The organism is Streptomyces azureus (assembly GCF_001270025.1).
In the GTDB taxonomy this organism is placed as follows: Bacteria; Actinomycetota; Actinomycetes; order Streptomycetales; family Streptomycetaceae; genus Streptomyces; species Streptomyces azureus.
In genome coordinates this window covers 13,464-34,165 of sequence record NZ_DF968299.1, presented here as the reverse complement: position 1 = coordinate 34,165, position 20,702 = coordinate 13,464, and the positions used below count along the sequence as shown (strand labels likewise).

Sequence of the window (20,702 nt, the reverse complement as noted above, 5' to 3'; positions counted from 1 at the left end):
ATCAGCATCGCCATGCTCACGAGCGGCCCTTGACACCCCCAGCCCCGCCCTAACTGAACGGCGTTGCGACTAGAGGCCGGTCTTCGGTGATCGGTTGCCGCAGCCCATGGGCCATGTGGTCTACCGCTTCCTGTCGTTGCTCCCCGCCGGACGGGGCGAGCGTACGCCCTCGTGCACGCCCCATGGCCGGGTCGGAACAGGAGGTCGACGGAGAGGATGAATTTGCCGCAGGAGCGGTTCGGGGACTCAGCCTTTCGGGTAATCTGATGTGCTTCCGCCCCTCTCGGGTCCCCTGTGGTGGATACGGCCGGTCCGGCAGCGGATCAGAGCACCGCGGGCGCCGCCATCGTGTCCGCGTACCGTGGCACGGTCCGGGACCAGGAGTAGCAGCCCCGGATCCAGCCGGCCATGCCCTCCACGTAGCCGACGCCGGACGGGCTCAACTCCGGCCTGAGCTCACCGTAGAGTTCCTCGAACTCGCGGATCGTGCTGTTGATGTGCCGTGTGGCGAGCGTGACAGCCACCGGCAGGGAGCACCGGTGTGTCCGCTGGTAGGCGAGGGCCAGGTTGATCACGCCGCCCGCCCGCTGTTCCTTCACCGCGGAGAAGAGGTCGGGTATCCACACCGCCGCGTCGGCCGAAAGCCGGCTCAGGCGTCGTATGACGGGGTGATGGATCTCCTCCGGGGTCAGTTCGCACGGCTGCGCGGCCTCGCACAGCGGGTAGAACGGCTCGACGCCCGCGATGAGGGAGCGTATGGACCGGCACAGCCCGCTTCCCACCGAGCCGGGGTGGGTCTGGGCCACCGCTTCGTACAGCAGGCCGTGCACGTACTCACGGCTGCTCCAGGCCCACCGCGCGGCCTGAGCGGGTGTGCACCGCTCCTGTACCTGGCGATGGAGGTCGGCCAGGGCCGCCCCGAGCGGGGTGGTGGGCGCTTGGCCGTCCCGCAGGATCGCGATGCTCTCGCACAGCATGGGCAGCAACCGGCCCGGTGTGTGCCGGCCGACGTCCTCCGCGCGGTCGTCGAAGATGAACTGGTAGGCGATCTGGTTGGCCATGATCTGGAGGAGCCCGGAATCCATGGTCGGACTGTTGTAGGCCGCGAGTTCGGCAGGGCGCGTATAGGAGATCATGGCCGCCACCGCCGGCTCGTCGGTCAGCCCCCAGGTGCTCAGCCATTCCTCGACGCCTGCCGCCGCTTCGGACGCGTGGGGGTTGCGCTGGAAAGGGAAGGGCATGTAGAGGTTCGCGTCGATCAGTTTCCTGAGATCGACGACCGGAATCTCCTCCTGCGCGGCGAGCGTGATTTCCTCATGCGTCGTGGACATCATTGCCACCTGCCGTTCGGGAGTTGTGTACGACGGGTACGACAGTTGCCCCGGGTGCGCGGGAATCCGCCCGAGGCGGTGTGCCCACCGGCCGCCTCGTTCGCGGTTCGCTGACCATCACCAATCCCCTCGGCCCCAACGACGCCGCGGGGCGCAGCCGTTCGGTGTAGTCGGGCAGATGACGCAGCCGCCAGTGACGGGCGATGAACGCGACGGCCACCGTGGCCTCCGTCAGCGCGAGTGTCTCTCCGATGCACTTCCGGCTGCCCCCACCGAACGGAATCATCGCTCCGGGCGGGACCGCGACGGCCTGCCCGGGCAGCCAGCGGTCGGGGAGGAAGCGATCGGGGTCGGGGAACAGGGTGGGGGAGTGGTGCAGGAGGTACGGGCTGAACATGACGGTGGCGCCCTGCGGGAGACGGTGCCCGGCGAGCTCCGTCTCCCGCGTGGTGACGCGGGTGAAGAGCCAGCCGGGAGGGCGGTGGCGGAGGGTCTCGGTGAGGACGCACCGGGTGCGGACGAGGCGTGGCAGCTCGTCGGGGCCGGGCGGCTGCCCTGAAGCGAGCACGGCGTCGACTTCGGAGTGCAGGCGGCGTTCCTCCTCGGGATGCCGCCCCAGGAGCTCCAGGGCGGAGGAGAGGCACAGGGCGGTGCTCTCGGCGCCGGCGAACATCAGCGTCATCACCTGGCCGTGGACTTCCCGATCGGTGATCGCCGTCCCCCCGCCGTCGGCCCGCGTGGCCGTCAGCAGGGTCCCGAGCAGGTCGTCGCGGTCGTCGTGCGGAGTGCTTCGCCGGCGCTGGGCGATGGCCGCGTCGACGATCGCGCGCAGGCGGTCGGAAGCGTGCCGGTAACGCCGGTTCGCCGGCGTGGGAACACGGAACAGGGCGTCGACCGGCATCACCGTCCGGACGAACATGCCGCGGACCACGGTGGCCAGGCACGTGCGCATCTCGGCGGCCGTCGCGGTGGCGAGCGAGTCGGAGAAGAGGACACGGCTGACCACGCGTGTGGACAGGTCCAGCATGCTCGCGCTGATGTCGACCACTTGCCCGGCCCGCCATGCGCGGCACACCGACTCCACTTCCTGGCCCACCAGGCGCACCTGGTCGACGACGCGGGCCTTGCGGAACTCGGGCTGGAGCATCCTGCGCTGGCGCCGGTGATCCTCATGGCGGCAGGTGCCGACGCCGTCCCCCAGCAGCATCCGCAACCTGTCGTAGAGCGGGCCGCCCTTGTCGAACGTGCGCGGGTCCCTGAGCACCTGGTGGACCAAGTCCGGGTGACACGCCATCCAGGCACGCTGCGGGCCCAGGCGTATCTCGACCAGATCCCCGTGTCCGGGCAAAGAATTCAGAAAAGCCAGCGGTCGACGGACCAAGTCGATACCGTGGCCGATGAAGGGGAATATGCCTGGAGCAGTGCCCACTGTCCAATTTCGGGTTGGTCCGGGAACGTAGCCGCTCATCGAATACCACCTGCCTCAGTTGGGCACACGGGATGTTGGTGCGGTCGCACCGACTTGATGCTCGCCTCATGTCCTGCCCAGTGGAATCTGCCTACGGCTCGCCGAATCCTTTCTCCGTAGGGGCGCACAGATGCACGGAGGGGCGTCTAGCGAATCACGGTTGATGCATGCACCCAGCTTTTTGATTTCTGTGTATGCAGAAATCTGTGTTCCCGTCAGTCTCCTGAAGAACACCGGCAGTCGCGCCAGGCGACTGCCGGTGACCGGCCTATAGGTCCGGTGCCTCCGCGCCCGGTGCGACGGCGGGGTCGGGACTGAAGACGCGGTGGTAGCTCTCCGGTGGCGCGAGATAGCTCGCGGGCAGGCCACCCGTGTCGATGACGATCTGGTCCACGGCGATCGCGGGGTCGGTCATGAACAGCCGCAGGACGTGTTCACCCGGCTCCGTCACGGTCACCGTGGTGGTCAGCTTCTCGATGCCCTCCTCGACGTTGCGGGCCCAGGCGTCCCCCCGGTTGCCGGTGGCGATCGCCTGGCCGGACAGGACCGTCGGCGGCTTGTCGTCGAGGGCGATCGCCAGCCGGCGCTTGCCCCGCTCGTCGAGGGAGGGCAGCCGGAAGACGGTCACCGGGAAGGTGCCGGTGCTGGTGAAGCGCACCCGGTAGCGCAATTCCGGTGACCGGGTGGGGAGGTCCTCGGTGACCGGTGGTGCGGTTGTCGGAACCGCCTCTACGGCGGCCGTACGGCGTCCTAGTCCGCGTACGACCCGCCACCGGGCCCCGCCGCGCGCCACCTGGCGGTCGAAGTGCGCGGCGTCGATCGACACATAGCCGTGGGCCTCGACGAATCCGCGGGCGCGCTGTCGGGCACGTTCGCCGTCGTTGACCACCCGCAGGCGTACCTCGGCGGTGGTGCCGGCGCCGGTGAAGGTCAGCGTGGGGTGGTGGGTGCCCTCCGGTGCCCGCGGCCAGTCGATCTCCACCCGTACCCGTGTCTGGTCGGTGAGTTCACCGCCCGCCGTGCTCAGCCGGATCCACGGGTGACTCGGCTCGGCCTGCCACCGGAAGGGGAGGAAGCCCGTGTTGAAGACGTCGACGAAGCGGCGGTCGCGGGTGTAGGAGGAGAAGGAGAGCGGTCGGCTCGCTCCCGTTTCGTTGCCCTCCGCGGCCAGCCCCAGGCCCGAGGTCTCCTGGCGGGGCACCCGTGTGACGGCCGGACGGCCCGGGGCCTTCGGGATCTGGGAGGGATAGGGGTTGACGATGCCGTCCCACTTGCCACCCGCGATCTCCGAGTTGTAGCGGCGGGTGATCGCCTGCTCCTCGGAGTGCGCGGCCTCGGCCAGGTCCGCGAAGCGGTTGGTGCCCGCGCCGCGCCCCTGACGGACGGCGAGCGCGTTCCGGTCGGCCCAGTAGTACTTCAGGTTCATCAAGTAGGCACCGTGCACCGGGTATTCGACCAGTTCGTAGAAGGCGTCGCGGTAGGGCTCGGGCAGCTTCGCACCCAGCTTCCGCACCCGGTCCAGCAACTGCTCGTAGGCGGACATCCGGCGTTCCGCTTCATCCCCGTGGTGCACCGTCGAGAAGATCGCCTTGTCGATGAACTCCGGGCGCCGCTCCGCCGCCAGGCGGTAGTACTCCGTGCGGATGGCGGCGATCTCCGAGCCGTGGCGCCGGCCGAACTGGCGCCCCGCCCATTCCACCAGGAACTCCTCGACGTTCCCCGGGCCCCAGCGGTCCACGTCCCAGGCCATGTCCAGGCAGAAGGACAGGCCCGTCTCGATCGACTTGATGTCACCGACGTTGAAGATCCACATCCGGTCGGCCTGGTGGTCGTGGACCCGGCGCAGTTCCTGCCACACCTTGCTCAACTGCGTGGTGTCCAGCCACAGATAGCTCCTGGGGCGGCCCCAGTAGGAGAGGTGGTAGTAGATGCCGTTGCCGCCGGCGCGCCGCCGTTCCGCCTCGTCCGGGAGCTGGCGCATGTTGCCGTGGTTGTCGTCCGGCCAGATCAGCGTGACGTCGTCGGGGACCCGGACGCCCGCGTTGTACAGCTCCAGGACCTCCTTGTACGGGATGAAGATCTGCGGCTGGGCCGCCTCGCCCACCTCCTCGGCCAGGATGCGGCGCTGGTCGGTGATGATGTCGTTCATCACCGCGACCTTCTCCGGGATCGTGGTGGCGTACTTCGTCTCCAGCGCGGAGTCGTGCAGGCCGCGCATGCCGATCGTCCAGCTGCTCTCATAGCCCGCGTTCTGCCGGGCCCGCGCCCGCCAGTAGTCGGAGATGACGGCCGGGTTCACCGTGTAGTCGTAGAGCGGCAGGGTGCCGTCGGGGTTCCGGTGCTCCTCGGCCCACGGCTCCCACTCGTGCACGCCGTTGCGGAGCATGGCCTCGGGATGGCTGGAGCCGACCACGATGCCGTAGCGGTCGGCCAGTTCCGGGTTCTCGCGGTGCTTGTTGAAGAAGTCGGAGTACGGATGCATCGCGGGCCAGAGGTAGTTGGCCTTCAGGCGCAGCAGCAGTTCGAAGACCCGCTCGTAGGTGCGGGGGCCGATGTTCTTGTCCGGCTCCTGGGTGCGGTGGGACCACGTGGTCAGGTTCTGCTCGTCGTTGATGAAGATGCCGCGGTAGCGGACGGCGGGCTCGTGGCGTACGAAGGGGCCTGCCGGGACCGTCACCGTGTCGCGCCGGACCACCGGGACGTCGGCCCACCAGTACCAGGGCGAGACGCCGATGCGTTCCGAGGTCTCGTAGACGCCGTAGACGGTGCCGCGCCGGTCGCTGCCCGCGATGACCAGGGCGCGGTCCACGCCGGGCAGCGGACGGTCCACGACCTGGGTGACGGACGCTTCCCAGCGGCCTTCGACCCGGGAGACGTCCAGGCGTCTGTGCCGGACGAGCCGGTCGATCACCGGGCTGGTGCCGATCGTCCCCACCACGACCAGGAGTTCGGCCCGCCGGGGCACGGTGTGCAGCAGCCGTGGTCCGACGCCGCCGACCCGCTCCACGTCCGCCACGAGGTCACCGGCCGCGCGGATCACGGCGGGGTCGTCGGCGGCGTCCACGAACACGTCCGTGGGGGTGCCGTTCCGGAGCAGCGGGAAGTCCGGTCGGGTCGAGGGGGCGGCTTCGGCGGTGGCGATGGGGAGTACGGCGGCGGGGAGCAGGGGGGCGGCGCCGACGGCTGCCATTCCCCGTAAGAACGACTTGCGGGTCACCGAAGGAGACGAAGGTCTGTGCGGCACGGGGCACTGCCTTTCCGCGTCAGACCCGCGTCGGTTCCTCGTCCGGGCGGGGCTGCGCGCACGTGGGGTTGGCTTGGGCAGGCTAGAAAGCGCTTGCCGGCGCACCCTAGGCGAGCCCGCGGGAGGGCGTCCAGAGGTCGGGAGGCGTCCTCGGTTACGCCGCCCGGCCATTCCGCGGCTACGCCGCCCCGGCCATGAGGAGCCCCGCCAGCAGTGCCGTGCGCGGCGGTAGATGGTCCAACAGGACGTGCTCGTGCCGGGCGTGGGCACCGTCGCCCACCGCGCCCAGGCCGTCGAGGACGGGGCGGCCGAGCGCGGAGACGAAGTTGCCGTCGCTCGCCCCGCCGACGGCCGTCTCCCGCAGGGGCCACCCCAGCTCCTCCGCTGCCGCACGCGCCTGCTTGAACAGGGGCCGGGAGGCGGGCGTCGGCACCATCGGGGGGCGGTTCCAGCCGCCGGTGACCGAGACCCGGACCCGGGGGTCGCAGGGGGCGAGGGAGGCCAGTGCGGCGTCGACGCGGGCCGCTTCGGCGGGGTCGGGGATCCGTACGTCGATGCCGCAGCTCGCCCGGCCGGCGACGACGTTGCGGCCCGTGCCGCCGCTGATCAGCCCGACGTTGACCGTCGTGCCCCGCTCCCGGGAGCCCAGCCCGGCGATGCGGGTGACCAGTTCGGCGAGGGCGTGCACGGCGCTGGCGCCCCGGTGCGGATCGAGGCCCGCGTGTGCCTCGACGCCCTCCACCGCCACCTCGAAGAGGCCGACGCCCTTGCGGGACGTCTTCAGCGCCCCCTGCGGCCCGGCCGACGCCTCGCACACGAGCGTGGCCGCCACGTCCTCGCTCAGCCGCTCGATGTGCGGGCGGGAGGCGGGGCTGCCGATCTCCTCGTCGCCGTTCAGGAACAGCCGTACCGACGGGCGCGGCAGGTCCAGTTCCCGCAGCAGGCGCAGTGCCCACACCGCCTGCACCAGGCCGCACTTCATGTCGAACACGCCCGGTCCGGTGGCCCGGCCGTCCCCGCTCGCCCGGAACGGCCACTCGGCGAGGGTGCCGGCCGGCCACACCGTGTCGTAGTGGCACAGGACCAGCACCACCGCAGGGGATGTGCCCCGGTAGAGCAGCTCCAGCATGTCGCCGTGCGGGCCGCCGTCGTACCTCCGCGCGTCGTCGGGAGGGCCGAGCCGGTGGTGTGTCCAGGTCTCGACGGCGGCGAGGCCGGCGGTCAGCAACTCCTTGTCGTCGCTGGGGGTCTCCAGCTCGACCAGCCTCCGCAGGTCGCCGGTCATCTCCGGCAGGGCGGTCCGGGCCAGCGACTCGACACGGGTCAGGGACATGGGCGGTCCTCCTCGTACGTACGGAAGCGGCCGGACGGTCAGCGGACGGGCACTCCGGGGCCCAGGGGAATGCCCAGTGCCCACCAGGCGTAGAACAGCAGCGTCCAGGCCGCCAGCATGACCAGGCACAGGGGCAGGGTCAGCGACAGCAGCGTGCCGATGCCGGCCGAGCGCCGGTAGCGCTGGACGACGCCCAGGGTCATCACGAAGTACGCGCTCATCGGGGTCGCCGCGTTGGTGCACGAGTCGGCGATGCGGTACACCGCCTGGGTCACCTCGGGCGGGATGTCGAGCAGCATGAACATCGGCACGAACACCGGGGAGACCAGGGCCCATTGCGCGGAGCCGCTGGTGACGAGCAGGTTGATGACCGTGCAGACCAGCAGGACGCCGAGGAACGCGACCGGGCCCGTGATGCCCGCCGACTTCAGCAGGCCGGCGCCCCGGATCGCCAGGACCTCGCCGACGCCGGTCCACTTGAAGTACGCCAGGAACTGGGAGATCGCGAAGAACAGCACCAGGATCGGCGCCATCTCGCGCAGGCCCTTCGCCATCTGGTCGGGGATGTCCCGGCCCGTCGTCACGGTCCCGACCGTGCGCCCGTACACGGCGCCCACGATCAGGAACGCCACCGCCAGCACGACCGCGATACCGGTGAGCACCGGCGACTCCACGATGCTGCCGCCCTCGCCGCGCAGCGGCGATCCGGCCGGGGCCATCGCGGCCACGACCAGCGCGGCGTACGCCAGCAGCGCGAGACCCGCGTTGCGCAGACCTCTGCGCTCCTCCGGGCGCAGCGTCAGTCCCCCGGCTTCCGTACCGGCGGCCTCGGGCGCGTCCTCCGGCTCCGGTTCCTCGGGCATCGCCGCCACCCGCCGGGCGATGACCTTCTCCGTGACGACGGTGACGACGACCGCCAGGACGACCGACGAGGCCACGGAGAAGAAGTAGTTGGACAGCGGGTTGACCACGTACGAAGGGTCGACCGTGTGCGCGGCGGCCGTCGTGAGCCCGGCCAGGATCGCGTCCGTCGGTGTGACCAGCGGGCTCGCGTCGTACCCGGCGGACACCGACACGAACGCCACCACGGCACCGAGCATCGGACTGCGCCCCACCGCCCGGAACGCCATGGCGCCCAGCGGCACCAGCACCACGTAGGCCGCGTCGGACGCGACGTGCGCGACCATGGCGGTGAAGGCGAGCGTGAACGTCAGCCACCGGGCCGGGACCCGGGCGACGGCCGCCCGCAGCATCGCCGGCAGCAGCCCCGACCGGTCGGCGACGGCCACGCCGAGCATCACCACGAGGATCGTGCCGAGCGGCGGGAACGTGGCGTAGTTGGTCACCGCGTCGGAGATCATCATCCGCAGCCCCTCGCCCGAGACGAGGCTGTGTACCCCCACCGTCTTGCCGGTGGCGGGGTTGAGCGCGGAGGCGCCGGTGGCCGACAGAAGCCAGCTGACCAGCGCCAGGATGACGCTGAGCACACCGAACAGCCAGAAGGGGTGGGGGAGTTTGTTGCCGAGGCGCTCGATGCGCCCGAGGACGGCGAGCAGCCGGGAGAGCTGCTTCGAGGGGGCGTCGGGCGAAGGGGGCGAAGTGGCGGTGGTCACTTCCCTATTGACGACCCCATTGATGAAATCATGCAAGTAAAAAGGTTGTTGCGGTCGTATCGGTCGTGTGAAGTCGCTGGTTGACGGATTCGTTCCCGGAAAGATGGATCGCATGGAGAACGCTCTGGACGACGACGACCTCGACCTGGTCGCCGCTCTCCAGCGCGCGCCGCGCGCCCCGCTCAGCCTGCTGGCCCAGGCGCTGGGCGTGTCGGCGAGCACCGTGGGACGGCGGCTGGCCCGGCTGGAGTCGAACCGGCTGCTGCGAGTGATCGGCCAGGTCGACCTGTCGGTCACCGGCGAGGGCACTCCCTGGCACGTGTGGATCGCCGCGCCGGGACGGGCCGTCGACGTCGCCCGGCGGCTCGTCGGAATGCCCGAAGCGGCCCATGTCGCGGTCACCGCCGGGCAGGCGGACGTCTACTGCGTCGTCCAGCCCGTGCGCCGCGTCGAGGCCCGCGACCTGCTGACCCGGCGCATCGCCACGCTCCCCGGCGTACGCTCCACCCGGACCGAACTCGTCCTGCGCGCCGACACCAAGTCCGACTCCTGGCGGCTGCCCCGCCTGACGGAGGACCAGCGCCGACTGCTCGCCACGTACACCGCGGAGGAACGCGAGGCGGATCCGGGCGGCACGGACCGGCCCGCCCGCCCCACCGGTGACGAACTGCGCGCGCTGCGGCTGCTCGCCGCCGACGGCCGGATGACCGCCGCGCAGATCTCCAGGGAACTGGGCATCGGGCAGTCCACCGCCTACCGCGTCACCCAGTCGCTGCTCCAGCGCGGACTGGTCCGCCCCCGCGTGGAGATCGAGCCCGCACTGCTCGGCTACGCCCTGGAGGCGGTGGTCGCCCTGACCGTGTCACCGGGCGGGACGAGCGAGGCCGCGCGGACACTCGCCCGGCATCCCTCCGCCCGGTACGTGTCCACCAACGCCGGCGCCTTCTCCGTCGTCCACCAGGGAGTCTTCCGCGATGAGGAGGGCCTCGCCGCGTTCCTCACCCGGGATCTGGCGGAGCTTGACGGGGTGATCTCCTTCGACGTCTCCGTGGTGCTCCAGGCGCTGCGGCGGCACTGGCTCGACCGGGAGGACGGCCGCCTGGCCGCCGTACCCGGCCCGACGGACACCGGGAGCGGACAGCATGACGACACGTGAGACCGCCATCGGCCTGGCGGAGGCCTACTACGACTCCGGCGGCTTCCTGGCCGACCTGCGGCGCCGGGTCGCGTTCCCGACCCAGAGCCCGCCACCCGACGGCACGGGCCCGCTGCGCGCCTACCTGGCCGACGAACTCGCCCCCGCCGTACGCCGACTGGGCGCGACCGTACGGATCGTCGACAACCCGGCGCCGGACGCGGGGCCGTTCCTGCTCGCCCACCGGCAGGAGGCCGACGGCCTGCCCACCGTCCTGGTCTACGGCCACGGCGATGTCGTCCCCGGCCAGGACGGCCGCTGGCGCACCGGCCTGTCCCCCTGGGAACTCGTCGTCGAGGGCGACCGCCTCTACGGCCGGGGCACCGCCGACAACAAGGGCCAGCACACCGTCAACCTGGCCGCGCTCGAACAGGTCCTGGCCGCCCGGGGAGGCCGGCTGGGCTTCAACCTGAAGGTGCTCGTGGAGACGGGGGAGGAGTCGGGCTCACCAGGCCTGCACGAGGTCTGCCGCCGACTGCCGGACGACCTGGCCGCCGACCTGCTCATCGCCTCCGACGGCCCACGCCTCGCGGCCGGCCGCCCCACCCTGTTCCTCGGTTCCCGGGGCGCCGTCAACTTCCGCCTCCGCGTGGCCCTGCGCGAGGGCGCCCACCACTCGGGCAACTGGGGCGGCGCCCTGCGCAACCCCGCCACGGTGCTCGCCGGGGCCCTGGCGACCCTGGTCGACTCCCGGGGCCGCATCCTGGTGGAGGGACTGCGGCCGCCGGCGCTGCCCGAGCCCGTCGCGGCCGCCCTGGCGGATCTCACCGTGGGCGGCGGGGACGCGGACCCGGAGGTCGACACCGACTGGGGCGAGCCGGGCCTCAGTCCGGCCGAACGCGTCTTCGGCTGGAACACCCTGGAGGTCCTCACTCTCGCCGCCGGGGATCCGGCCAAGCCCGTCGGCGCCATCCCCGGCACCGCCCACGCCGACGTCCAGCTCCGCTTCGTCGTCGGCACGCCCTGGCGCGACCTCGCACGCATCGTCCGCGACCACCTCGACGCCCACGGCCTGTCCATGGTCGACGTCGAGGTGCTCCAGGCCGTCCCCGCGACCCGCCTCAGCCCGGACGACCCGTGGGTCGGCTGGGCCGTGGACTCCCTGCGGCACACCACGGGCAAGGAACCGGCCGTCCTGCCGAACCTCGGCGGCACCCTCCCCAACGACGCCTTCGCGGACATCCTCGGCCTGCCCACCGTGTGGATCCCGCACTCCCACCCCTCCTGCTCGCAACACGCCCCCGACGAACACCTGTTGGGGTCGGTGGCCCGCGAAGGGCTGCGCATCATGGCGGGCCTGTTCTGGGACCTCGGTGAACACGCGCCTGGTGCCGATCGGTAGGTTGCGGACGGCGCCGCGGTACGGCGCTTCGCCCCCACGGAAGGACACCCCTGTGCGTGCTCAACGTCTCCGGTCCACCCTCACCGTCCTCAGCACCCTGACGACCGCGGCGACCCTGGCGCTCGGGACGGGCGGCCCGGCCACCGCCGCCGAGTGGCCCGCCCCCGTGCATCACACGGCTGCCGCGCACGGCCTGACGTCGGACCTGTCGTCGGTGACCGAACTGCTCGCCCAGCGGCTGCTGCTGGCCGACAAGGTCGCCGCCGCCAAGTACGGCACGGACACGCCGATCGACGACCCGGAGCGCGAGGCGCGGATCCTGGACGACGTCCGCGCCCGGGCGGCCGGCCTCGGCCTCGACCCGGACGCCGTGGCCGCCGTGTTCCGGGACCAGATCGAGGCGAACAAGCTGGTGCAGCGCGGCCTGTACGCCCGCTGGGACGCGAACCCCGGCGAGCGCCCCACCGAACGGCCGGACCTGGCCAAGGAGGTCCGCCCGGCCCTCGACCGCATCACCACACAGCTGCTGGCCGCGCTCGACGACACGGAACGGGCCCGGAGCCTGCCGTCATGCGGTCCCCGCCTAGCCACGGCCGCCGGCTGGTCCGCGTACACCCACCGGCTCGACGGGCTGCACTTGAAGGGGCTCGGGCGGGCACTGCCGTCCGTGTGCGCCGCGCCTTAGACCTCCCGGCCGGTTTCGACGAACCGGGCCAGATTCTCCAGGGCCATGCGCGTGCCCGTCTCGTTGTCGGCGGCGGGCACGGCGTCGGGGATCCCCTCGTGGACCATGAGGACGTCGGTGCCACCGCCCTCGGCGTCGGTGAGCGTCGTCGTCAGCGTCATCGTGCCGCCCAGCGCGGGGTCGACGGCCTCGAAGGCGAGCACCTCGACCACCAGTTCGTCCGGCACGAGCCGCGCGAAGTGGCCGTGGTACGTGTCGGTGTGCGCGGCCGACTTGCCGGTGGCGTCCGGCGCCTCGTAGGTGAGTGAGCGAGACACGGAACCCGCCGCCCTCACGGGCGTCGAACTCGTGCACCTCACCGCTCATCCCGGCCGGCACCCGCCAGCGCGCGATCGCCTCCGCGCTCACCAGCGCGCGGTAGACGTCCGCACGGGGCGCGCCGACATGCCCGGAGACCCGCGTCGTGTACATGGGCTCACTCTAGGCCGACAGACTCCGGGTGACCTGGTCCGCCCCGGTCGGCAGTGGCGGTTCCGACTCGATGCGCCGCAACTCCTCGTCGGTGAGGAGGCGGGAGCGGAGCAGGAAGCGGACGCCTTCCGGGGTCTCCAGGGAGAAGCCGCTGCCACGTCCCGGGACCACGTCCACGGTGAGGTGGGTGTGCGACCAGTACGTGAACTCGTCCGCGCTCATCCAGAACGGGGTGTCCCCGGCCACGTGCCCCAGCAGGACGTCCGCGGCACCGGCCCGGAGCTCTCCGCGCGGGTAGCCCATCGGGGCGCTGCCGTCGCAGCAGCCGCCGGACTGGTGGAACAGCACCGGCCCGTGCGTCCCGGTCAGCCGTCGCGGCAGGTCCTCGGCGGCGGGCGTCAGTTCGACACGTCCCGTGCGGGCGGTCGTCGGCAGCTCCCGCCGGGCGCGGGCGAGTCGGTCATGGCTACCTCCCTGCGGCAGGGGTGCCAGCCATGGCCGCCCGGAAGTATCCATCTCGGGAACCTCGTCCGAGCGCTTTGTGCCGACCTCAGAATGGGAGGTGCACGACGGCGTGCGCCTGCGTGTCTGTTGTCCCGCGCGACCGAGGTCCCGCACAACCGAACAGGAAGGCCCCATGACCACCACCGATCCGTGGATACGGCGCTTCTTCCCGAGCCCCGGCGCCCCCGTGCAACTGGTCTGTCTGCCGCACGCGGGTGGTTCGGCGTCCTTCTTCCGGCCGGTGGCCCAGGCACTGAACCCCGGTGTCGAGGTGCTCGCGGTCCAGTACCCGGGGCGCCAGGACCGGCACCGCGAGCCCATGATCGACACCATCGGCGGCCTCGCGGACCAGGTGTGCCGGGCCGTGACGGGCGCGGTGGACCGCCACTGATCGTGTTGACACGGCGCCGCGCCGGTTCCAGGCGAGGGCGGCGGCCTGACGCCCCCGACCCGGTCTTCCTTCGACGAGGTCACCCTTGGTTCCGGACTGGCGCAGGCCCGCGGCGCGTGCCTTGCGGCATCGCCGCCGCCACCGCCGGCCCCACTACAGCAGGTCGCGCGGTACCTGCTCGTTCCAGGTGCGGGAGAACACCCGGCGGTCGGCCTCGTACGCGTCGAGGGTCGCGTCCACGAAGAAGTCCGTGTCGTCACACCTCAGCTGGGTGTGCGTCACCACCCGTACGTCCCAGTCGTCCCGCTGGAACCGCATGGTCCACGTGGATTCGCCGCTGACCGAGGTGAAGTCGTCGGCGACCGCCGTGTATCGCTCGTGGGCGCGGCGCCCCGCCTCCATGTTGATGTCCTCGAAGCGGACCGTGCCCCGGTCCTTCACGATGTCCAGCTCGGAGTGGTAGCCGATCAGGTCCCGCTTGACCTCCCAGCGCTCCTCGGGGGGTGTCACCTGGCTCGTGGCGAGCGGGGGAGTGCCCTCGGGTTCACCGAAGGGGGACGACGGCACCTCGTCCGGTTCCTCCACCGGCCGCACCGGCAGGGTGAGCGTGCTGGAGTGCTCGTGGACGCTCAGCAGGGCGGGCTTCGGCGGTGGCCAGGCCAGCGGCCAGTAGGACGTGGAGAGGGAGAGCCGGATGCGGTGGCCGGGCGGGAACGCCTGGGCCACTCCGTTCAGCGGGACGGTGGCGCGGTAGCGGCGGCCCGGCTCCAGGGGCTCGGGGGACTCCGTGCTGTCGCGGCGGGTGAGGTTCAGGATGCCGTACGAGACCCGGGTCGCGGAGCCGTCCGGGCTCACGTCGGACAGCCGCGCGGCCACCAGGGCGACCGGTTCGCTGACCGACAGGTCGAGTTCCACCGTCGGTGAGCCGAGGATCTCCAGCGGCTCGGTCAGCGGCTCGCTGTCGAAGACGAGGGAACCGCCGTCCTCCTCGCGCTGGTCGTACGGCAGGTCCGGGGGAGCGTTGTACGAGGCCCACTTGCCCGCGAACTGGCCCACGGACAGCGGCGACTGCACGGTCATCGCGTCGCCGTCGGGGGCGTTCCCCTCGTCCGTCGCCTCCCGCGGAGGTCCGATCGTGTGCCGGGTGAGCGGATGAACGGCCTGCCGGATGTGCGGGGAGGGCCAGTCCGGCTCGCCGACCCAGCGGCCCGGCCGCTCCTCGTACGCGGTGGAGGGCGGCACGCTGTCCTGCATCCACGCTTGCAGCATGGGGCCGTCCATGACGCCGTTGTCGACGCCCTTGAGCCAGTGGTCCCACCACCGTACGAGCTCCTGGAGGTAGCCGATCGCCGGGCCGGGCTCCCCGAGGTGGGGGAACTTGTGCGACCAGGGGCCGATCAGCCCCTTGCGGGGCACGTCCAGGTGACCGAGCAGCCGGGTCACGGCGTTGGAGTAGCCGTCCGCCCATCCGCTGGAGGCCAGGACCGGGCAGCGCACGCTGCTGTAGTCCTCGCACACCGAGGCGTGCCGCCAGTAGTCGTCCCGGCGCTGGTGGCGCAGCCACTGGAGGACCCAGGGCTCGGTGTGCTCCAGCCGTTCGTGCCACATCTCGCGCCAGCGGTCGCCGACCACGGCCGGGTCGGGCGGACAGGTGCCGTAGGCGAACATCGTGCCCGCCTCGGCCAGGTTGTCCGACAGCAGGGCGCCGCCCATGTAGTGCATGTCGTCGGCGTGCCGGTCGTCGGTGAAGGAGGCGATGGCGATGGCCTTCAGGCCCGGTGGCCGGCGGGCCGCCACCTGGAGAGCCGCGAACGCGCCCCAGGAGATGCCCATCATGCCCGTGCCGCCGTCGCACCAGGGCTGCTCCGTCAGCCAGGCCAGCACCTCCTCCGCGTCCGCCTGCTCCCGCTCCAGGTACTCGTCGCGCAGCACGCCCTCCGAGTCGCCGGTGCCGCGCAGGTCGACGCGGACACAGGCGTAGCCGTGTCCCGCGAGATACGGGTGGTGGACCGAGTCGCGCACGGCCGTGAGGTCGCGCTTGCGGTACGGGATGTACTCCAGCACCGCCGGCACCGGCTCATGGTCCGACGAGGTGGGACGCCAGATGTGCGCGGAGAGCCGGACCCCGTCGGACATCGGGATCGTGACGTGCTCTTCTTCCTTCGTGGCGTAGGGCAGGTTGGTCACGTAACGCATGGAACCCACGTGCTCCTTACTCTCGTGGGGGTTCACTCCGGCGGGGCTTCACTCCTTCGGGGGTTCGTCGAAGGCGAGGCCCAGGGCGGCCACACAGTGGTCGAACTTCTCCCGCAGCTCCTTCTCGTCCGCCCCGCCGGTGAAGATGTGCGCCAACTCGTAGCTGTAGCTGTCCTGTCCGGGGAGGTCCGAGAGCCGGGTGCCCTCCTCGGGGACCACCTCGATGCGCACGCCCGGTGTTTCCCGCTCGATGCGGGCGATCTCCTCGGGCCCGGGCACCCGGCGCACCACGCCGTCGGTGAACCAGCGGTGGTACCACTTCGCCGCCATCGCGTAAGGGCCCTCGCGGTGCGGCATACGCGGGTCCTCGCCGAGCGCGAGACTCACCATGCAGTGGTGGTTGGGGACGCCGTCGACGTACTGGAACAGCTCCGCGTGCGACTGGGAGTGCCGGGGGTTGATCTCCAGCAGGTTGATCGACTGCGTCCGCGGGTCGTAGAAGTACTCGATGCTGAAGGTGGCCGAGTCCATTCCGATCTGCCGCATCACCCGCTCCGAGACGTCGTGGAGCTCCGCGATGACCGCCGGCGGCAGTGTCGAGGGGTACTGGTGGCGCAGGAAGCACGGGGAGTCCGGGTACTGGATGGAGTCCAGAACTCCGTAGATGGTCACCTCGCCCTGGTGGGCGTAGCCCTCGACGGCGACCTGGACGCCGGACATCGCCTCCTCCGCCAGACAGACCCGGCCGCCGACGCCGTCCATCTCCGGAGGCAGGTCGATGCGTTCGAGGATGTGCTCGAAGGGGCGGCCGATACGGGAGATGCCCTCGCGGATCTCGGTGACGGCCTTGCGGAACTCCTCTTCGTCATCGACTCCGAAGGCGAGTTCGGACGAGTAGGAGAGCGCGGGCTTGACCCACATCGGGAAGGCCACCTTCTCGGGCGGGCGAGGCGGCTCGGCCGACAGGTCGACCCTGTCGAAGCCCGGGTGCCGGTCGGTCGCCTTCTGCTGCTCCAGCCGGCTCCAGTACTTGTGCTCGCACTTGACCACCGACTCCAGGCTCGTGCTCCGCGTTCCGTAGCGTTCGCTCAGCATCGGCACGAGGGTGCTGACCGGGAAGTCCCAGTAACCGACGATCGCGTCGATGCTGCCGTCGAAGGCGTCCAGCACCTCCCGGGCCTTGTCGAACAGCGTGGGCAGGTGCACCTCGCCGACCTGGAGTTCCTCCACGGTCAGCAGTTGGTGAAAGCGCAGCCGGTCAGCTCCGGGAACCGCCCGCAGCGTCGGCAGATTGGCCTCGTCGAGCCCGATTACGAAGACGTTCTTCACCGTCTCGTCAGTCACGGATCTCCTTCCGACAGCAGGCCCTCCGGCCGGGCCTTGCAAGATCGGCTGAGTACCCCTTGCGGGTGCGGCCATGCCGGTCGGCGCGGCGCCGGCCGGGCGACAACGGGGAACATGCCTGCCGCCGATGTGGGCACGCGGTGCGGGGAAGAAACGGCGTGACCCCAGGTGAACGGCCGCGCCGTCGACGACACCGGCGAAAGGAAAGCCCGTGCAGCCCGAACAGGAACGGTCCGCACCGCAGGTCGTGTCCGAGCCCGACCCGCCCTACGACTCCGACAAGCAGCAGCGGCCCGGCCTCGAGGCCGATATGCGCACCCGGCCGCGCTACCGGGCGAGCCGCTACCGGGCCAGCGGGAAGCTGGAGGGCAAGGCCGCGCTGATCACCGGCGGCGACTCGGGTATCGGACGGGCGGTGGCGCTGCTGTACGCGCGGGAGGGCGCCGACGTCGCCATCGTCCACCTTCCCGAGGAACAGGTGGACGCGGAGCGCGTCCGGCGCGAGGTCGAGGACCAGGGCCGGCGCTGCCTGCTCCTGCCCGGCGACCTCACCGACCCGGAGTTCTGCCGCGAGGCCGTCGAGCGGACGGCGGCGGAGCTCGGCGGGCTGAACATCCTCGTGAGCAACGCCGCGTACCTCAACAGCAAGCTCGAACTCGACCAGTTGACCGCGGAGGACTTCGACCTGACGTTCAAGACGAACGTCTACGCGTACTTCCACCTGCTCATGGCGGCGCTGCCCCACCTGGAGCCCGGCGACGCCGTCATCGCCACGGCCACCGAAGAGGCGCTCAAGGGCAGTACGACGATGATCGACTACGCGGCGTCCAAGGCCGCGCTGATCACCCTGACCAAGTCCGTCGCCGTGCACCTGGCCAAGCGCGGTGTGCGCGCGAACGTGGTCGCGCCGGGACCGACCTGGACGCCGCTCAACGAGGCCGACCCGCACATGCCGCCGGACGGGCTCGCCCACATCGGCAGCGAGGCCCCGCTCCAACGCGCGGCCCAGCCGGAGGAGATCGCACCGACGTACGTCTACCTCGCCTCGGACGCCGACTCCAGTTACACGGTCGGCGAGGTCATCGCGGTGACCGGCGGCATCGTCGACACCCGCTAGCCGGTGGTCAGAAGGACGGCTCCGTGGGCAGCGGCTGTTCCGCCCAGATGGTCTTGCCCGTGGGGGTCTGGCGGCTGCCCCAGCGTTCGGAGAGCTGGGCGACGAGCAGCAGTCCTCGTCCGCCCTCGTCGAACACGCGGGCCCGGCGCAGGTGGGGTGCGGTGCTGCTGCCGTCGGACACCTCGCAGATGAGGGCCGAGTCGCGGATCAGCCGCAGTTCGATGGGCGCGCCGCCGTACCGCAGCGCATTGGTGACCAGCTCGCTGACGATGAGTTCCGTGGTGAACTCCGCCTCCGCCAGCCCCCAGGCGGCCAGTTGCTCGCCCGCCATCTTGCGGGCCCCGGCCACGGCCGCGGGGTCGGGCGGCAGCTGCCAGGTGCGCACCTTCCCGGCGTCGAGCGCGGCGGTCCGGGCCAGCATCAGCACGATGTCGTCGGCGGGACGGCCGGTCAGCACGGTGCGCAGCACCTGCTCACACGTCTCCTCCAACTCCCCGGCAGGGTTGCCGAGCGCCTCGCGGAGCAGGGCGAGCCCGGCCTCCATGTCGTGGTCGGCGGCGTTGATCAGCCCGTCGGTGTAGAGCGCCAGCAGGCTGTTCTCCTCCAGCCGCACCTCAACGGCTTCGAACGGCAGGCCGCCCAGGCCCAGCGGCGGCCCGGCTGGCAGATCCAGGAACCGTACGGTGCCGTCGGGCGTGACCAGGGCGGGCGGCGGATGCCCGGCCCGGGCCATCGTGCACCGACGGGACACCGGGTCGTACACGGCGTACAGGCAGGTGGCGCCGACCTGCCCCGAGGTCTCCGCCGCCCGCCCGCGCGCCTCCGGGCCCTCTTCCCGGTCGATCCGGATGACGAGATCGTCCAGCTGGGTGAGCAGCTCGTCGGGGGCGAGATCGACATCCGCGAGCGTCCGCACTGCGGTCCGCAGCCGGCCCATCGTGGCCGAGGCCTGGATGCCGTGTCCCACCACGTCGCCCACGACCAGGGCGACCCGGGTGCCGGACAGCGGGATCACGTCGAACCAGTCGCCCCCGACGTCCGCTCCGGAACCGGCCGGCAGATAGCGGTAGGCGACCTGCATCGCCACCAGGTCCGGCGGCCGGTCGGGCAGGAGGCTGCGCTGAAGTGCCAGCGCCGTCCGGCGTTCCCGGGTGTAGCGGCGGGCGTTGTCCACGCTCACCGCCGCCCTGGCGACGATCTCCTCCGCGAGCAGCAGATCGTCCTCGCTGAACGACTCCGGCGTCCGGTGCCGCAGGAAGTGCACCAGCCCCAGGGTCACCCCGCGGGCGCGCAGCGGCACCATCATCACCGAGTGGACCATGTGCCTGGCCACCGACTCCGCGCGGGAGGGCCTGATCCACTCCCGCAGCCCCGGATCTCCCGGCCGGAGCCGGGAGCCCCGGCCGGCGACCAGGGTCCGCACCGGCAGCGTGCCCACGGGGTAGAGCGTGGCGTCGCCCGAGGCGACCACCGACTCCGGACAGCCCTCCAGCACCGACCGCTGCGCGGTGCGCCGCACGGTGACGGGCGCGTCCAGCGGCACCGGTTCCGGCTCGTCGCCCAGGGCGACGGACTCCAGCAGGTCCACGGTGACGAAGTCCGCGAACCCGCTCACGGCCACCTCGGCCAGCTCCTCGGCCGTCCGGGTCACGTCCAGGGTGCTCCCGATCCGCAGGCCGGCGTCCTTGAGCACCGCCAGCCGGCGGCGGGCCCAGTACTGCTCCGTGGTGTCGAACACGGTGGCGGACATGCCCTGCACCGCACCGGTCTCGTCCTTCAGCGGCGACATGAACATCGACCAGGCATGCGGCCCCGTGTCGCCCGGAGCCTGGCCGTGCTCCTCGTGGAAGATCATCTCGCCGGTGCGCAGGACCTCACGCTGAAGGCGGTCGTACTCGTCGAAGGGCGGCCTGGGCTCGATCTCCCAGAGCGTCAGGCCCTTCATCTCCTCCTCGGACCTGCCCATCACCTGGGTCATGATCTCGTTGGCGGCCACGAGCCGGGCCTCACGGTCGTAGACCGCCACCGGCACGGGGAGCTGCGCGAGTGTGAGGTCCCACAGGGGCAGGGCTCCGTGCCCGGCCCGCCTCGCCGTGTGCGCGAGGGCCGTGCCGGTGACGAGCCAGAGCCGCCTGCGGTCCGCGTCCAGCATCGGCGTGCCCCGCAGCCGGACCACGACACGGTCGCCGTCCCGGTGCCGTAGCGCGACCTCACTGGCCCAGCGCTGCCCGTCGGCCACGTGACGTCGCGTGATACCGGGCAGGTCGGCGGCGAGCAGGCGCGTGGCGCCCCGGCCCACGATCTCGTCGGGTTCGTATCCGAGCAGCCGTCGAGCGCCGTCGCTCCACACCGTGATCACCCCACGGGCGTCGACGACGACCGCCAAGTCCTCCGGTACGCGTCCCTGCACGGTGCCTCCGGATGTGACGCCCCATGCCGCTTCCCCGGCCATCATCTCAGGGAGGGGT

The 20,702-nt window shown here is 71.5% G+C and carries 13 protein-coding genes and 2 pseudogenes; 5 read left to right on the top strand and 10 right to left on the bottom strand.

Features of this window, described 5'->3' with window-relative positions:
• Positions 1-323 precede the first annotated feature (323 nt).
• The 5 genes from AOQ53_RS20200 to AOQ53_RS20180 form a co-directional block, all read right to left on the bottom strand.
• Positions 324-1,331, bottom strand: a complete 1,008-nt coding sequence (locus AOQ53_RS20200; RefSeq protein ID WP_059419229.1) for a (-)-alpha-amorphene synthase — start codon at positions 1,329-1,331, stop codon at positions 324-326.
• Positions 1,315-2,799: a cytochrome P450 gene (locus AOQ53_RS20195; protein ID WP_078945407.1), complete on the bottom strand. Its 1,485-nt coding sequence runs from the start codon at positions 2,797-2,799 to the stop codon at positions 1,315-1,317. The genes AOQ53_RS20200 and AOQ53_RS20195 overlap by 17 nt, the downstream gene beginning before the upstream one ends.
• Before the next feature lie 268 nt (positions 2,800-3,067).
• Positions 3,068-5,989 (bottom strand): glycosyl hydrolase 115 family protein, encoded by a 2,922-nt coding sequence (locus tag AOQ53_RS20190; RefSeq protein ID WP_099054642.1) that lies wholly within the window; start codon positions 5,987-5,989, stop codon positions 3,068-3,070.
• Between the two features lie 232 nt (positions 5,990-6,221).
• On the bottom strand, positions 6,222-7,376 hold the full coding sequence (locus AOQ53_RS20185; protein WP_059419222.1) for a M20 family metallopeptidase: 1,155 nt from the start codon (positions 7,374-7,376) through the stop codon (positions 6,222-6,224).
• A 38-nt stretch (positions 7,377-7,414) separates the two neighbouring features.
• Complete coding sequence (locus AOQ53_RS20180; protein WP_059419221.1) at positions 7,415-8,989, bottom strand: AbgT family transporter; 1,575 nt, start codon at positions 8,987-8,989, stop codon at positions 7,415-7,417.
• 112 nt (positions 8,990-9,101) lie between these two features.
• On the opposite strand from AOQ53_RS20180, the gene AOQ53_RS20175 reads away from it, so the two are divergent.
• From AOQ53_RS20175 to AOQ53_RS20165, 3 genes are read left to right on the top strand one after another with little or no spacing between them, the layout of a single operon-like run.
• Positions 9,102-10,145, top strand: coding sequence for an Lrp/AsnC family transcriptional regulator (locus AOQ53_RS20175; protein ID WP_059419220.1), 1,044 nt, complete (start codon positions 9,102-9,104; stop codon positions 10,143-10,145).
• On the top strand, positions 10,132-11,526 hold the full coding sequence (locus AOQ53_RS20170) for a M20 family metallopeptidase (protein ID WP_059419219.1): 1,395 nt from the start codon (positions 10,132-10,134) through the stop codon (positions 11,524-11,526). The genes AOQ53_RS20175 and AOQ53_RS20170 overlap by 14 nt, the downstream gene beginning before the upstream one ends.
• Before the next feature lie 52 nt (positions 11,527-11,578).
• A complete protein-coding gene (locus tag AOQ53_RS20165) occupies positions 11,579-12,211 on the top strand; it encodes a chorismate mutase (RefSeq protein ID WP_059419218.1) in 633 nt (210 codons plus the stop codon).
• On the opposite strand, the pseudogene AOQ53_RS20160 reads toward AOQ53_RS20165, so the two are convergent.
• Together AOQ53_RS20160 and AOQ53_RS20155 are read right to left on the bottom strand one after the other, a co-directional pair.
• Positions 12,208-12,682: pseudogene (locus AOQ53_RS20160) on the bottom strand (SRPBCC domain-containing protein). The gene AOQ53_RS20165 and the pseudogene AOQ53_RS20160 overlap by 4 nt on opposite strands.
• A 9-nt stretch (positions 12,683-12,691) precedes the next feature.
• Positions 12,692-13,198: a DUF779 domain-containing protein gene (locus tag AOQ53_RS20155; RefSeq protein WP_078945406.1), complete on the bottom strand. Its 507-nt coding sequence runs from the start codon at positions 13,196-13,198 to the stop codon at positions 12,692-12,694.
• A 121-nt stretch (positions 13,199-13,319) separates the two neighbouring features.
• Between AOQ53_RS20155 and AOQ53_RS20150 the strand changes: the two are divergent.
• Positions 13,320-13,571: pseudogene (locus tag AOQ53_RS20150) on the top strand (thioesterase II family protein); the annotation flags it as partial.
• A 159-nt stretch (positions 13,572-13,730) separates the two neighbouring features.
• Here AOQ53_RS20150 and AOQ53_RS20145 read toward each other — a convergent pair.
• Positions 13,731-15,773 carry a CocE/NonD family hydrolase gene (locus AOQ53_RS20145; protein ID WP_059419215.1) on the bottom strand — a complete coding sequence of 681 codons (2,043 nt, stop codon included), beginning with the start codon at positions 15,771-15,773 and terminating at the stop codon, positions 13,731-13,733.
• Positions 15,774-15,821: 48 nt separating this feature from the next.
• On the bottom strand, positions 15,822-17,117 hold the full coding sequence (locus AOQ53_RS20140) for an ATP-grasp domain-containing protein (RefSeq protein WP_059419214.1): 1,296 nt from the start codon (positions 17,115-17,117) through the stop codon (positions 15,822-15,824).
• Positions 17,118-17,328: 211 nt separating this feature from the next.
• Between AOQ53_RS20140 and AOQ53_RS20135 the strand changes: the two genes are divergently transcribed.
• Entirely contained in the window at positions 17,329-18,234 is a 906-nt protein-coding gene (locus tag AOQ53_RS20135) for an SDR family oxidoreductase (protein ID WP_078945405.1), read from the top strand.
• Between the two features lie 7 nt (positions 18,235-18,241).
• Here AOQ53_RS20135 and AOQ53_RS20130 read toward each other — a convergent pair whose 3' ends face one another.
• Positions 18,242-20,686 carry a SpoIIE family protein phosphatase gene (locus tag AOQ53_RS20130; RefSeq protein WP_408055174.1) on the bottom strand — a complete coding sequence of 815 codons (2,445 nt, stop codon included), beginning with the start codon at positions 20,684-20,686 and terminating at the stop codon, positions 18,242-18,244.
• Positions 20,687-20,702: the final 16 nt, after the last annotated feature.